General features: G+C 33.5%; 13 protein-coding genes. 5 read left to right on the top strand and 8 right to left on the bottom strand.

Features of this window, described 5'->3' with window-relative positions:
- Window position 1: 1 nt before the first annotated feature.
- Genes LL966_RS21930 through LL966_RS21920 form a run of 3 tightly spaced genes read left to right on the top strand, consistent with a single transcriptional unit; the run spans window position 2 to window position 1532 of the window.
- Window positions 2-460 carry a hypothetical protein gene (locus LL966_RS21930; protein ID WP_229356269.1) on the top strand — a complete coding sequence of 153 codons (459 nt, stop codon included), beginning with the start codon at window positions 2-4 and terminating at the stop codon, window positions 458-460.
- Window positions 447-968: a hypothetical protein gene (locus LL966_RS21925; RefSeq protein ID WP_229356267.1), complete on the top strand. Its 522-nt coding sequence runs from the start codon at window positions 447-449 to the stop codon at window positions 966-968. The genes LL966_RS21930 and LL966_RS21925 overlap by 14 nt, the downstream gene beginning before the upstream one ends.
- 21 nt (window positions 969-989) lie before the next feature.
- Window positions 990-1532, top strand: a complete 543-nt coding sequence (locus LL966_RS21920) for a hypothetical protein (protein WP_229356265.1) — start codon at window positions 990-992, stop codon at window positions 1530-1532.
- Window positions 1533-1671: 139 nt separating this feature from the next.
- Here the strand turns inward: LL966_RS21920 and pdeM are convergent, their stop codons facing one another.
- The 5 genes from pdeM to LL966_RS21895 all read right to left on the bottom strand — a co-directional run bounded on the left by pdeM (window position 1672) and on the right by LL966_RS21895 (window position 7910).
- Window positions 1672-2304, bottom strand: coding sequence for a ligase-associated DNA damage response endonuclease PdeM (gene pdeM / locus LL966_RS21915; RefSeq protein WP_229356264.1), 633 nt, complete (start codon window positions 2302-2304; stop codon window positions 1672-1674).
- A gap of 6 nt (window positions 2305-2310) precedes the next feature.
- Window positions 2311-4770, bottom strand: a complete 2460-nt coding sequence (locus LL966_RS21910; protein WP_229356262.1) for a ligase-associated DNA damage response DEXH box helicase — start codon at window positions 4768-4770, stop codon at window positions 2311-2313.
- Window positions 4771-6372, bottom strand: a complete 1602-nt coding sequence (locus LL966_RS21905) for an ATP-dependent DNA ligase (protein WP_229356260.1) — start codon at window positions 6370-6372, stop codon at window positions 4771-4773.
- Between the two features lie 60 nt (window positions 6373-6432).
- Window positions 6433-7443, bottom strand: coding sequence for a ligase-associated DNA damage response exonuclease (locus LL966_RS21900; RefSeq protein ID WP_229356258.1), 1011 nt, complete (start codon window positions 7441-7443; stop codon window positions 6433-6435).
- Window positions 7444-7586: 143 nt separating this feature from the next.
- A complete protein-coding gene (locus LL966_RS21895) occupies window positions 7587-7910 on the bottom strand; it encodes a hypothetical protein (protein ID WP_229356257.1) in 324 nt (107 codons plus the stop codon).
- 212 nt (window positions 7911-8122) lie between these two features.
- Between LL966_RS21895 and LL966_RS22775 the strand changes: the two genes are divergently transcribed.
- Window positions 8123-8254, top strand: coding sequence for a hypothetical protein (locus tag LL966_RS22775; protein ID WP_262909504.1), 132 nt, complete (start codon window positions 8123-8125; stop codon window positions 8252-8254).
- 178 nt (window positions 8255-8432) lie between these two features.
- Window positions 8433-10958 (top strand): DNA ligase D, encoded by a 2526-nt coding sequence (gene ligD, locus LL966_RS21890; RefSeq protein ID WP_229356256.1) that lies wholly within the window; start codon window positions 8433-8435, stop codon window positions 10956-10958.
- A 1-nt stretch (window position 10959) separates the two neighbouring features.
- On the opposite strand, the gene ku is transcribed toward ligD, so the two are convergent.
- The 3 genes from ku to dnaN form a co-directional block, all read right to left on the bottom strand.
- Entirely contained in the window at window positions 10960-11733 is a 774-nt protein-coding gene (gene ku, locus LL966_RS21885) for a non-homologous end joining protein Ku (protein WP_229356255.1), read from the bottom strand.
- A 115-nt stretch (window positions 11734-11848) separates the two neighbouring features.
- Complete coding sequence (locus tag LL966_RS21880; protein ID WP_229356254.1) at window positions 11849-12478, bottom strand: DsbA family oxidoreductase; 630 nt, start codon at window positions 12476-12478, stop codon at window positions 11849-11851.
- Window positions 12479-12915: 437 nt separating this feature from the next.
- Window positions 12916-14034, bottom strand: coding sequence for a DNA polymerase III subunit beta (dnaN, locus tag LL966_RS21875; RefSeq protein ID WP_229356253.1), 1119 nt, complete (start codon window positions 14032-14034; stop codon window positions 12916-12918).
- Between the last annotated feature and the right edge of the window lie 94 nt (window positions 14035-14128).

The raw sequence follows: 14128 nt of genomic DNA, 5'->3' as shown, positions 1-14128 counted from the left end.
TATGGCTGAGTTTAAAAAATTCGAAAAAGTAGGGAGCCAGTTTATCATGAAAAGACAATATGGTTTTGGCTTAGTAGTCGTAATCGGAATGCTGGCTTTTGCCATTGGTGGTATCTATAATAAAAATACCGCCGTAATCTGGATTTTTGGTATTTTGACTGTTTTGTGTTTTATCTCCATTTGGGCACAGCAGTTTATTATAGATATGGAGAAAAAAGAATTCATTATAAAAAATGGATTAATCAATAAACCGTTGCAGATTCCGCTTTCGAATTTTGTCAATTTTGAATTGGTAAAAATCAAGCACAATTTTATAACTACCAATGTTTCTTTAAACCTTTATTATATGAAAGATACGAAAGAAAAGTGCATGGGAATTGCGCAGGGATTCTCTACGCGATCTATGCAGAATCTTATTAATGAAATCAATGAAATAATACAGCCAAATGAACGTTATTGAAAGATATAACATAGAATATACTTTAAATACATTTGTTCTATATCCAAATAAACCGTCATTACAATTGTTATGGTGGTTTTTAGCGGGTATAATTGGAGGGTTACTTGCCTTATTTTTTCTTCAGGATCATCTGGACGAAGTTATGCGCTGGTCGATATGTATTTTATTGATATACTTTGTTTTACATGTTTTGTATGATATAAAGATTGGTTCGAAAATTCATTATATATTTGATGTTTCTACGAATTCAATTTATAAGAAAAGCCCATTGTTTTCAAAAAAGAAAATTATGCAATTAGATGAAGCTGTAATATTTACACAATCAGAAATGGGAAGTTGGTACTATGCATTGGGAGCATATAAAACTCAATTTATAAAAAATTACAGAATTAGCGAAGCATTTAGTTCTGGAAGAAAAAGCTCAGAAAGGCAAGAGGCGTATGAAAATTTTGTACTTATTAAAATTGACAAATTAATAGAGAAAATACATTTGGAACGTAACAACTAAATCATAGTAAAAGTATATTTTATGAAAATTAAAATCATTCCATTTTTCATTATGCTGATTTCAATTTTTTCTTGCAATCTGATAAATGATACTCCTGATCAAGTTTTTCAGGTAATTGGTTTGAATGCCAATAAAATTCCTTCGAGTTTTCAAAGAATTTTTAGAGAGTTTCGACAGCATAAAGCGAATGGCACATTGAAATTGCCGTCTGAAGATGGCAAAACAATGAAAAAAGCAAGTTGTGAAGAAGTAGTGAAATTTGCTTATGCAAATATTTTTAAGCAAGATATTAAAAGAATAAAAAATCTGAATCCACCAAAAGATGCTGAACCAATTGTAAAAGCAGGAATCGAGTTGTTTGAATATGCAGATGAAATTCAGAGCAGGGATTTTTTAATAATTGCTAAAATGATTGATGAAGGAAAAAGTGACGAAGAAATTGATACTGCCGTAAAACATCTTGATGAAACCAAAGGAGCTGAATTAGATCAGCGATTTGGCAAAGTAATGAATTTGCTCCTGCCTTATGCCGATGCCAATGGAGTACAATACAATAAGATTTAAATTGAAAATTGCTATATAATTGCTATATAATAGTGATCAACGATAATTAACTAAATATTTAAAATTCAATCCTCAGTAAATTTACTGGGGATTGAATTTTTACAAGTAATTCATTCCGAAAATATAGAAGTAAGTAATATTATTTATTAATCAAAATCACTTCGTTTCCTGCTATGGCATAAACGATATGATCTTCTTCGGGTTTTAGAATAAACTTTCCAGTAAATTCTCCAAAAGCGGGCAAAATCATTTGATTGGGTTTATGAAAAAAACAACGCAGTTTTAAGCTTTGCATTCCCAATCCGCGCAATATTATTCCGGGATGAATATGTCCTGAGAAATTGAAAAAATTTTCTTTTTCTGTGGGATGATGCGTGAATAGAAAACCGTCGATTTCTAAATTATTGACCACAACAATTCCGATTTCATCATAATGTTTCTGATCAATGATATCGTGATTTCCTGCAATTAAATACGTTTTTTGATTATGATTGGAAATCCATTCTACAAATAAATCCCATTCCGAGTTTTTAACGCTATGAAATAAATCTCCCAAAAAAATGATTTTCTCGGGAAGAAAATGATCCAGAATTGCTGTGATTTTTCTAAAATTTTCAGAAATAGCATTTTCTGGAATCGCGATTCCGTGTTTTCTAAAATGTGTTACTTTTCCTAAATGAACATCAGAAATAATGACGGTTTTTTTTTCTTCCCAAAATAAAGCGCCACTGAAATGAAGTATAAAGTTTTGTTCTTGTATTTGAATATTCATAAAGTATTATTTCATGTAAGAAGCGGTCATTTTCTGAATTCTTTCTGCCAAAGTTTCGCTTGACAATTTTTCTCTCAATCGATCTGTAATAATTGGGAAACTAAATGGCGTTGGTTTTAAGCATTGTTTCCAAACGATATTTTGGCTGGCAATTCTTTCTAAAGCTAAAATCAGACGCCCTTCTTCTAATTGATGCTCAAATGTTTCTCGATATGCTTGATGCAATAATAAGTTATCTGGTTCATAATCCCTAAAAACTTCAAATAATAATTGAGAACCACTTTGCAAATGTTTTGTTTTTACCATTTTTCCAGGAAAACCCGTAAAAACCAATCCAGCAATTACAGCAATATCTCGAAATTTTCTTCGAGCCATTTCAGTCGAATTCAGACTTTTCTGCAAATCGTGATGGACGTATTCTGTAGAAAATAAATTATTATCTAAAACCGCTTCAATATCAATTTCTTGATCCGAAAGCAATTCAAAACCATAATCATTATACGCCAAAGAAAAAGTTATAGATTGCAGTAAACTAATTCGATACGCCAATAAACTTGCCAAAGCTTCATGCACGAATCGACCTTCAAAAGGATAAAAAATAGCATGAAATCCTTCTCGAGTTTTAAAAGTTTCAATTAAAAATTCATCGGAGCTCGGCACAATAGATTCTTTACGCTGTCTTAAAAATAAAGGTTGTAAAGCTTTTAATTCTGGAGAAAGATCATCGGTATTGGCGCGATACAATTCCTGACGAAGCAATTCACTCATTTGAGAAGACAAAGCCAAACGGCCGCCCATCCAACTCGCAATTTTCGATTCTTTCTTCGGACTCGCTTTTTTGACCAAAACCTGCATATTCCTGATTTTGAACAATTCCAGTTTTTTTCCAGCAAAAATAAAAGTATCACCAGGTTTTAATTTTGAAATAAACCATTCTTCAATAGTTCCGATATAACCGCCACTCAGAAATTTTACATTCATTACAGCATCGCCCACAATGGTTCCAATTTGCATCCTATGGTGCATGGCAATCATGCGACTATTTATTTTATAACAGCCGTTTTCGTCAATTTCTACTTTTTTAAATTCGTCATAAGCTTGTAAACTCTGACTTCCGTTGGTAATAAAATTGAGAATCCAGTTCCAGTTTTCTTTGGTAATAGTTTGATAACTGAAAGTACCTTGAATTTCTTTGAAAATTTCATCAGGAAAAAATCCATCAGAAACCGCTAAAGTGTTGAGGTATTGAACGAGAACATCCCAACTATTTAAGTAGGGAACACGATCTTCAATAACACTATGTTCGACAGCTTTTTTCAAAGCAGAAGCTTCTATCAATTCGATGGCATGTGTAGCCAAAAAATAAATCACACTTTCTTTTCCCGGCTGATGTCCGCTACGTCCGGCACGCTGCATAAAACGAGCGACACCTTTTGGACCGCCAACTTGAATAATCGATTCAACAGGAGCAAAATCAACACCCAAATCTAAACTCGAAGTGCAAACGATTACTTTTAATTCTTCATTTCGAATCGCATTTTCTACCCAAAGTCGGGTTTCTCGGTCAATACTTCCGTGATGCATCGCCATTTCGCCGGCAAATTCGGGATATTTTTCTAATAATCTTTGATACCAAATTTCACAAGCCGAACGAACATTCAAAAAAATTAAAGTGGTTTTACTGGCTTTTACAATTTTGGCCGCTTCATCGATTAAATGCAATCCCATGTGTCCTCGCCACGGATACGTATCCATTTTGGGTGGAATTATAGAAACGACTTTTATCTTTTTATTGATAACGGCTTTAATTAAAACAGAATTATGATAAGCTTCAGAATCAACTCCGAGTAAAACTTCTTGCGCTTGCTGCAGATTTCCAATGGTGGCTGAAATTCCCCAAATTCGAATATTTTTGGCAATGGTTTTAAGTCGGGATAAACCCAATTCTACTTGAACGCCACGTTTCGTTCCCAATAATTCATGCCATTCATCGATCACAATTGCGCTGCAATTTTTAAAAGTATTGGCATAGCCTTTAGATGCTAGAAGCAATTGTAAACTTTCTGGAGTTGTAATTAATAAATCGGGCATTTTGCCTTTTTGTTTGGCTCTTTCTGCTGCAGAAGTATCTCCAGAACGAATTCCAACCGTCATGGGAATTTCTAAATCGGTTAGAACTCGTTCTGCCGCTTGTTTGATTTCTACAGATAAAGAACGCAATGGCGTAATCCAGATTGCTTTTAAACCGGGATTGTGTTTCGTTTTATAATTTGGATTTTCTTTAATATAATTTAAAATGATCGGCAGCCAAAGCGCATACGTTTTTCCGCTTCCTGTTGGCGCATTTAATAAACCGTTTTTTCCTTGCAAAAAAGCAGTCCATGTTTGTGTCTGAAACGGAAAAGGCTTCCATCCCTGACTTTCAAACCAATTGCTGGCGATTGTAAATAGCTGCTCTCTGTTCATTTATAAAATCATATTTTTTAAATCTTCTATAGAATTGGCTTCTTCGATTTTCTTATCATGACGCCATCTTAAAATTCTTGGAAAACGGGTTGCAACACCACTTTTATGTCTTTTAGAAAGTGCAATTCCTTCAAAACCAATTTCAAAGACTAATTTTGGCGTTACGCTTCTAACAGGACCAAATCGTTCTAAAGTATTTTTTTTAATAAAATCGTCTACCATTCTAAATTCAGCATCGGTTAAACCAGAATACGCTTTCGCGAAAGTGACAAGTTCACGTTCCTGATTTTCATTCTCTTGCCAAAGGGCAAAAGTATAATCGGTAAATAAATTAGATCGTCGCCCGTGACCGCGCATCGCATAGGTTAGTACGGCGTCTATGGTTAAAGGTTCGATTTTCCATTTCCACCAATCTCCTTTTTTTCTTCCAACTAAATACGGAGAATCTTTGCGTTTCAGCATTAAACCTTCGCTTTTCATTTCGCGAGATTTCAATCTTTCTTCTATTATATCTTCCCAAGTAGAAAAAGTAACTCTTTCAGAAAGTTGTAGCGGAATATCTTTTCCGATTAAAGTAGTAAACAATTTTTCTAATAAAGTTCGGCGTTCTTCATAAGGTAAATTTCGAATATCATTTCCTTGCCATTCTAATAAATCGTAAGCTTTTATAATAACAGGAGAATTTTTTAAAACAGAAGCCGAAACATTTTTTCGACCGATTCGGGTTTGTAAATCATTAAAAGTACCAATTTCATTTTCTATGAAAGGAAGAATTTCACCGTCAATTACAGTTCCGTTCGGAATCACTCCAACGAAAGTTTGAAATTCAGGATATTTATCGGTTACCAATTCTTCGCCACGGCTCCAGACATAAATTTCATTATCGCGAATAATGGTTTGAGAACGAATTCCGTCCCATTTGTGTTCAGCACTCCAATCTTCTGGATTTCCTAAAGAAGAAACTTCTCCTTCAATCGGATAAGCCAAATAAAACGGATACGGTTTTGATAAATAATCACTGCTTCTTTCGTCTAAAATCAATTCTTGAAAAGTTATGGTATTCGGATTCCAATCGCCCATTAATTTGTAAGCCAATGTATCTTCATCAATATTTTCAGCTTTAGAAAGTGCCCTAGTCATCAACTTTTGACTCAGACCGATTCTGAAACTGCCTGTTATTAATTTCGTAAAAACGAAGCGTTCATAATAATTTAAATTCAGCCAATTCGTTTGCAGATATTCTTTTTTCTCAAAATCATCTTTCTTTTTTAAAGCGATAATTTCCTGTAAAAATTCGGTCAGACTTTTATCGGAATGTTCTTTTGTAGTCGGAATAACCAATGCAATGGTTTCTGCTAAATCTCCCACAATATGATAACTTTCCTCAAACAGCCAAAGCGGAATATTTGCGATTTCATTTGCCCATAATCGCAATAAAGTAGTATTTACAGGGCGAGGAGGACGTCGATGCGAAAGTATGGCAATCGTCCAGACTTTATCTTCGTCACTTGCTTTCAGAAAATAAGTAGTCAAAGCATCTACTTTTACCGATGTTTTATTAGAACTATCTAAGGTTTTTATAAGCTCGGCAAAGTTTTTCATTTTTTTTGTTGTTGGTTTATAGTGGATTGTTGATGGTTTGATAATCTTTGAAATTATAACTCATAACTCATCATTTGCGGCGTCGTTTGTTTCTCCTTCGTATTGGGTGTGGGCGGTTCTGGCATCGTAACCTAATTCTCGGAGGTATTTTGAGAATATATCAGAATATCCGTGTGTGCAGATTACTTTTTCTGCTCCTGTTGCTTTGATACTTTCCAGTAAACCAGTCCAATCGCAATGGTCGCTAATTACAAATCCGCGATCAACGGCACGTCTGCGTCTGGCACCTCGAAAAGCCATCCAGCCGCTTGCTGTTCCTGTAACAAAAGGTGTCATTTTTCGAATCCAAGTGCTTCCGTGTGCGCTTGGTGGAGCGAGAACAATATTGCCTAATAAATCTTCTTTTTTGGTTTCTTGTGTGACTCTAATGGTTGCAGGCAAATCTATTAACGGACGAACGACGTTTGTCATATTTTCGATAGCGCCGTGCGTATAAATGGTACCGATATTCTGATCAAGGTATTTTAGTAATCGTTGTGCTTTTCCTAAAGAATATCCAAAAAGTATGGAAGTTTTTCCTTCTGCACGATTTTCTACCCACCAATTATTAATGTCGGTCATGACATCTTTTTGCGATTCCCAATTAAAAGCGGGAAGTCCAAAAGTGCATTCGGTTATAAAAGAATGGCATTTTACGACTTCGTAAGGAACAGAAATTCCGTCGTCTTCTGTTTTATAATCTCCCGTAAAAACCCAAACTTCGCCTTTGTATTCTACTCGAATTTGGGCAGAACCAATAATATGACCTGCAGGATGTAAAGAAAATTTTACTCCATTTATGGTAAATGTTTCGTTCCAATCTTTTCCTGTAACATTAATTTCGCCAAGACGATATCTGATAATGGCAACATTGGTATGATGTGTTATATAATTTTGATGTCCCCATCTAGAATGGTCTGAATGTCCATGCGTAATGATGGCATTCTTTACAGGACGCCAGGGATCAAGGTAAACATCTGCCTGCTGGCAGTAAATTCCTTTATCGTTAAATTGCAATAATGGTGGATTCATCTTTTAAATTAGATAATTATCTTGTTGCAATTATTAGATAAGTAATTAAAGAAATACTCAAAACACACGTAAAGACGTTTATAAAATTGAGCATTGCGAAAGAAAATTTATATTTTGACGACATAGTAATTTCTTTTAATTTTTTAACATTCAAAATTTCTGTAAGGTGGACAATCATATTTGTGATCTTCATGATCTAAATTATAACTGTCAAAAGGATTTGCATCATCATAAGTTGAAAAAGGAGTATTATCTTCAGCTGTGTTTAATCCGCTTTCTATGATTTCATAACAATCATTATCAGAAAAAGATTCACATTCTTTTCTGTAATTATTCTCATCATTTTGCCCGCTTGTAAATTCTTCATCTAGAGCTTCATTTTCGTGAGCGGTGTCAATATGATCGGGTCTGCTGCATTTAAAATCATTTAATTTTGCAGTGTATCGGCTTTCGAAATTCGTTTTCATAGCTGCTTTATTTAAATTAATAATTTCTCAACTTATATACTTACAAATTTGATAATTAGAAGATTAAAAAAATTATAGGATTTGATTTTATTCTTATATGATTTCCTTTCAACTAAGTTTTTATTTTGTAAAAGTCAAGTATAATTCTGTAAAACAAGCTTTTGGATAATTTTGCAACTTTGTCTTGTTAATTATTTAAAAATTATAATATTATGGAAACTTCAAGAAAAGATTCGAAATCTGGAATGAAAGATTCTGGAAAAGCTCAAAAATCAACTTCTGGTTCTAGAGCAAAAAGCACTACTACGAAATCAACTGATTCAAAAGGTAGAGCTGGACATTAATTTTTTTTAGTTAATTATAAAAAACTAAATAATAAAAGCGTGCTATTTACATGTAAGTAGCACGCTTTTACACTTTTATAAGAAAAAAAATAAAATAATCCTTTAATAACATGGAAATTGTGTAACTCATTTTATGTCAATTATTTATAGCTTTATGTTCAAATAAATCTCTGAAAACATGTCCCTTACCAAATACAATCAGAAAAGAAATTTCAAAGAGACCCAAGAACCTCAAGGAAAAAAAGGAAAATCGGAAAGTAAATTAATATTTGTTGTCCAGAAACATGCTGCATCACATCTTCATTATGATTTTAGGTTAGAAATGGACGGTGTTTTGAAAAGCTGGGCAGTGCCAAAAGGGCCTTCATTAGATCCGGATATTAAGCGTTTGGCGATGATGGTTGAAGATCATCCGTACAGTTATAAAGATTTTGAAGGGAACATTCCAAAAGGAAATTATGGCGCTGGAAATGTGATTGTTTGGGATAATGGAACTTATGAGCCTGCTGAGGAAAGCACACTAACTCCCGAAAAGCAATTATTGGCAGATTTGAAAAAAGGACATTTAAGAATTATCTTGAAAGGAAAAAAGTTGAAAGGAAATTTTTCATTAGTTAAGCTAAAAGGGAAAGAGGATAATGCTTGGCTTTTAATTAAAAAAGAAGACCAATATGCTGATAAAGCAGATATAATACTTCAAAATAAATCGGTAATCTCAAAACGAACTTTAGAACAGCTGGAAAAAGAAAACGAGCCGGAGCCTGTTAAAAAAAAAGTGAGTTCGACAAAGAAAACAACCGAAACAAATCAACCAGTAACTTTTATAAAACCAATGCTGGCCAGTTTAAGTGATAAACCTTTTGATGATAAAGAATGGATTTTTGAGAACAAATTTGACGGTTACAGAACCATTGCGGTTTGTAATGAAAATGATGTTGAATTGTTTAGCAGGAATAAAATTTCATTTACAGATAATTTCAAAACAATTGCTTCAGATTTAGAAAAGATAGAACATCATGTTGTTTTGGATGGAGAAGTGGTAGTTGAAAAATCAGGTCGTTCCGATTTTCAATTGTTGCAAAATTATTTGAAAACAGGAAAAGGAAAACTAAAATATTATGTTTTTGATATTTTAAACCTTGACGGAAATGATGTAACCGGACTTTCATTATTAGAACGAAAAGAGTTACTCAAAATGCTACTTGAAAAATATGATTTTACGAATGTTTTCTATTCGGAACATATTGTGGAAAACGGAATTAAATTTTTTGATCAGGCGGTAAAGAAAAAAAGTGAAGGCATAATTGCAAAAAAAGCTTATGGATCGTATGCCGCAGATAAAAGATCTAAAGATTGGCTGAAAATCAAAATCTCGCAGGCAGAAGAAGCCATCATTATCGGAATTACAGAACCTAAAAATTCCAGAGAACATTTTGGAGCTTTATTATTGGGACAATATGAAAATAAAATCTTGAAATTTATTGGTAAATGTGGAACGGGATTTACGCAGTCAACGTTAAAAGAATTGTATGAAAAGTTTAGTCCCTATTTTATTGATGAAAGTCCATTAAATGAGAAAACGGGTTTAAGAGATACCGTGCAATGGATTAAACCCAAATTTGTCTGTCAGGTAAAATTTGCAGAATGGACGCAGGACAATCACTTAAGACAGCCTGTTTATTTGGGACTTCGTTTGGATAAAAATCCTAAAGATGTTGTTTTTTCTAATGAAATAATTACGCCTAAAAAAGAAACTTCAATGAAAAAAGAAATACATACAACAGATAAAAACGAAAATGATTTAGATTTGAAAGTAGGGAAAGTTACGCTTCACCTGACAAATCAAAATAAAATCTATTTTCCAGACGATAAAATTACGAAAGGAGAAATTGTGACTTATTACAATGAAGTTTCAGAATTGATTCTCCCGTATTTAAAAGATCGCCCGCAGTCTATGAATCGATTTCCGAACGGAATTGAAGGTCCGAGTTTTTATCAAAAAGATGTGGATGAAGATAAAATTCCAACCTGGATAAAAACAAAAAAAATCTTCTCAGAATCCAATAATGCAAATATTGATTATCTGATTTGCAATGATAAGGCAACGTTGCTTTATATGGCTAATTTGGGTTGTATTGATATAAATCCGTGGAATTCGACCATAAAAAGAATAGATAATCCAGATTGGGTTGTAATCGATATTGACCCTGAAAAAGATGATTTTAAAGAAGTCGTAAAAGTAGCTTTGGCTGTAAAAGAAGTGATGGATAGTTTTGAAGCACAATGTTATTGCAAAACTTCGGGCGCGTCAGGTTTGCATGTATACATTCCGCTTGGTGGCAAATACGATTATGATTCTGTCAAAATATTTGCTGAGATTCTGGCTCATGAAATTCATCAAAAACTACCGGATTCAACTAGTTTAGAACGTTCTATAAAAAAGCGTAAAGGAAAAATTTACATTGATTATTTACAAAACAGAAAAGGACAAACTTTGGCAGCGCCTTATTCTGTGCGTCCAAAACCTGGAGCGACAGTTTCAACTCCTTTAGAATGGAATGAAGTAAACGATAAATTAACTCCGCAACAATTTACAATCAAAAATGTATTGCAACGATTTGAGAAAAAAGGCGATTTGTGGGCGCCAGTTTTAGGAAAAGGAATTGATATCAAATCGATTCTGAAAAAGACAGAAGCGATTTAAATCAAGAAGATTTTTTCTTCTTTTCTAAACTCGCTTTCAACATACTCATTAAATCATCGGATTGTTTGTGAACGACTTTAAGTTTAGGCGCAGTTTGTTTTTTGCCTTTGGCTTTGTCTTTGATAATTTTTAAAAGTTTGGCGGTGTATTCGTCTTTATATTTTGAAATATCGAAAGGTTCTGTCAATTGTTCTACCAATTTATTCGCCATATCGACTTCTTTCATTTTAGTTTTAGAAACAGCAGGTAATTTTAAATCGCTTGTATCTCTAATTTCTTGCTCAAATCGAATGCGATTTAAAACAATAACATTTTTATAAGGTTTTAGAATGGCAAGTGCTTCTTTGTTTCGAAGTACAAAACTAGTTACGCCAACTTTTCCAGTAGATGCCATGGCGTCTCTCAATAAAGCATAAGCATTTGCAGCGCCTTTGTCGGGTTCTAAATAATACGGTTGTTCGTAATACAAACTGTCAATTTCTTTTTCGAGAGTGAAATTTAGAATGTCAATAGTTTTGGTTTTCTCGGCATCGGCAGCTTCAAAATCTTCATCTTCTAAAACAACATATTTCTCGTCAATTTTATATCCTTTTACAATATCTGCAAAAGCGACTTCTTTGCCAGTAGTTTCATTTACTCTTTTAAATTTAATATTGCTGTGATCGCTTTTGTCCAACATGTCCATGTCAAGTGAACTTTCTTGAACGGCAGAAAAAAGTTTTATCGGAATATTAATTAGCCCAAAGCTGATCGAACCTGTCCATATAGATCTCATAACCTTATTTTTTTAAATGAAAATAAAGTTATGAAGATCAAAACAGATTCAATTACAAAGCGTTTTGTAAAAGTTACAAAATCTCAATCTTAAAGAGCTGAAAATTAGAGTTGAATTATTTCAGTATTTCTTGAATTGTTTTTACGAAAGCCTCCACAGGTTGAGCACCAGAAACGGCATATTTCCGATCAAATACAAAAAATGGTACGCCTTGAACGCCAATCTCTCCAGCTTCCTTAATATCAGATTGCACTTCTTTTATAAACAAATCTTCACTTTCTAAAACTTCTCTAACTTCATTTTCGGCAAGACCAGCTTGAATGCCTAACTTTATTAAGGTAAGTCCATTGTTTAAATCTTGGCCATCTGTAAAATAAGCTTTAAAGAAGATTTCTTCCATTCGATCGCCCATATTTTTGGTTTTAGCCAATTGAATGATTCGATGAGCATTTAAAGAATTCGAGATAACCGCTTTGTCAAAATTATAATCTAAACCAACGCTTTTAGCACGTTCTGCAACACCTTTGTGCATTTCTTTAGATTGTTCAAGAGACATGCCTTTTCGTTCGGCTAAAAACGTGTAAACGTCTGTGTCAGGTTGTGCAGTGATGGTTGGGTCCAGCTGAAAGCTTTTCCATTCAATTTCAAAATTATCATTTGGAAATACTGAAAGAGCAGTTTCCAATTGTCTTTTTCCGATATAACAAAACGGACACATAATGTCCGACCAAATTTCTATTTTCATATCGTAAAGATAAGGAAAAATTTGTTTCAGGTTTTAGGTTTCTCCCGAAGCGTCGGGATCACGTTTCTATGCTTTGTGTGGTTTTTAACGCAAAGTGCGCAAAGTTTTTTTAAAGGCTTGTGTTTGCAAAACGCTAAGTTCGAAAAGCTTTGAGCAATATCTTTGCGGCTTTGCTACTTTGCGAGATTATCTCGTCCAACTTTTGAAAAAAACTTTGCGAGCTTTGCGTAAACCTTAGCGTCTTTGCGGTAAAAATATACATAAAGTATATCAGCCTGAAACAAAAATTAACCAAAAATAAAAAACCGCAACTCTTTATAGGAATTGCGGTTTCTAGGTATAAAAAATGGTTGGTTAATAGCGATATTTTTTTTTACAATGATATATCTTTAATATTGAACTAAAAAACATCCCTGTAACAAAAAGAAACTTTGATGTTAACTATTTAACATAACAGGCATTACAAGCATCGTAACTGTTTCTCCCTCTTCTAAACCGTCAACTGGAGTTAAAATTCCAGCTCTGTTAGGCAATGACATTTCAAGCATAATCATGTCAGATTGTAAATTAGTCAACATTTCTGTTAAGAAACGAGAGTTGAAACCAATTTGAAGATCATCTCCTTGATAATCACAAGTTAATCTTTCTTCTGCTTTGTTTGAGTAATCGATGTCTTCTGCAGAAACGTTTAATTCAGCTCCAGCAATTTTCAAACGAATTTGGTGTGTTGTTTTGTTAGAGAAAATCGCAACACGACGAACAGAACTTAAAAATAAAGAACGGTCAATCATTAATTTGTTTGGATTTTCTTTTGGAATTACCGCTTCGTAGTTTGGGTATTTCCCGTCGATTAAACGACACATTAAGATATAATTGTCAAATGAGAAAGTCGCATTTGAGTCATTGTATTCAATTTTTACTTCAGCATCAGAACTTCCTAAAATACTTTTTAAAATGTTTAAAGGTTTTTTAGGCATAATAAAATCGGCAACTTGAGATGCTTTTACATCTGTACGTGCGTATTTTACCAATTTATGAGCATCTGTAGCTACGAAAATTAATCCTTCTGGTGAAAACTGGAAGAAAACTCCAGACATTACCGGACGTAAATCATCATTTCCGGCAGCGAAGATAGTTTTGCTAACCGCAGTTGCTAAAACTTCTGCAGGAACAAGTGTAACAGATGGATCTTCAAGACTTACTGCTTTAGGAAATTCTTCTCCAGCAGCATAAGCTAATGCATATTTACCAGAATTAGAGCTAATTTCTACTGTGTTGTTGTCTTCAACAGTAAAAGTTAAAGGTTGTTCTGGAAACGTTTTTAAAATTTCAAGCAAAAGTTTAGCAGGTACAGCCACACTTCCTTTGCTTGTAGAATCGATTGATAATGTTGCAGACATTGTCGTTTCAAGATCTGAAGCCGAAACTGTCAAAGCATTATTGTCTAGTTCAAATAAAAAGTTATCTAAAATAGGAAGTGTATTGTTGCTGTTAATAACACTACCTAAAACTTGTAATTGTTTTAATAAGTACGAACTCGATACTATAAATTTCATCGTCTTTTGTTTTATTTTTTGCTCTTTTTCTCAGTTTTTCTTCAACTAAGTAAGGTTTTACAAATATATCGTAAACATTCTTAGTTTCGCAATT

This window comes from Flavobacterium chungbukense (assembly GCF_020805785.1).
GTDB lineage: Bacteria > Bacteroidota > Bacteroidia > Flavobacteriales > Flavobacteriaceae > Flavobacterium > Flavobacterium chungbukense.
This window is presented reverse-complemented; position numbering and strand designations above follow the sequence as displayed.

Excerpts from the sequence above, each read along its gene's own strand:
- LL966_RS21920 (WP_229356265.1), top strand. The coding sequence starts at position 990 with ATGAAAATTAAAATCATTCCATTTTTCATTATGCTGATTTCAATTTTT.
- ligD (WP_229356256.1), top strand. The coding sequence starts at position 8,433 with ATGTCCCTTACCAAATACAATCAGAAAAGAAATTTCAAAGAGACCCAA.
- LL966_RS21925 (WP_229356267.1), top strand. The coding sequence starts at position 447 with ATGAACGTTATTGAAAGATATAACATAGAATATACTTTAAATACATTT.
- LL966_RS21895 (WP_229356257.1), bottom strand. The coding sequence starts at position 7,910 with ATGAAAACGAATTTCGAAAGCCGATACACTGCAAAATTAAATGATTTT.
- pdeM (WP_229356264.1), bottom strand. The coding sequence starts at position 2,304 with ATGAATATTCAAATACAAGAACAAAACTTTATACTTCATTTCAGTGGC.
- LL966_RS21910 (WP_229356262.1), bottom strand. The coding sequence starts at position 4,770 with ATGAACAGAGAGCAGCTATTTACAATCGCCAGCAATTGGTTTGAAAGT.
- LL966_RS21905 (WP_229356260.1), bottom strand. The coding sequence starts at position 6,372 with ATGAAAAACTTTGCCGAGCTTATAAAAACCTTAGATAGTTCTAATAAA.
- LL966_RS22775 (WP_262909504.1), top strand. The coding sequence starts at position 8,123 with ATGGAAACTTCAAGAAAAGATTCGAAATCTGGAATGAAAGATTCTGGA.
- LL966_RS21900 (WP_229356258.1), bottom strand. The coding sequence starts at position 7,443 with ATGAATCCACCATTATTGCAATTTAACGATAAAGGAATTTACTGCCAG.
- LL966_RS21930 (WP_229356269.1), top strand. The coding sequence starts at position 2 with ATGGCTGAGTTTAAAAAATTCGAAAAAGTAGGGAGCCAGTTTATCATG.
- ku (WP_229356255.1), bottom strand. The coding sequence starts at position 11,733 with ATGAGATCTATATGGACAGGTTCGATCAGCTTTGGGCTAATTAATATT.
- LL966_RS21880 (WP_229356254.1), bottom strand. The coding sequence starts at position 12,478 with ATGAAAATAGAAATTTGGTCGGACATTATGTGTCCGTTTTGTTATATC.
- dnaN (WP_229356253.1), bottom strand. The coding sequence starts at position 14,034 with ATGAAATTTATAGTATCGAGTTCGTACTTATTAAAACAATTACAAGTT.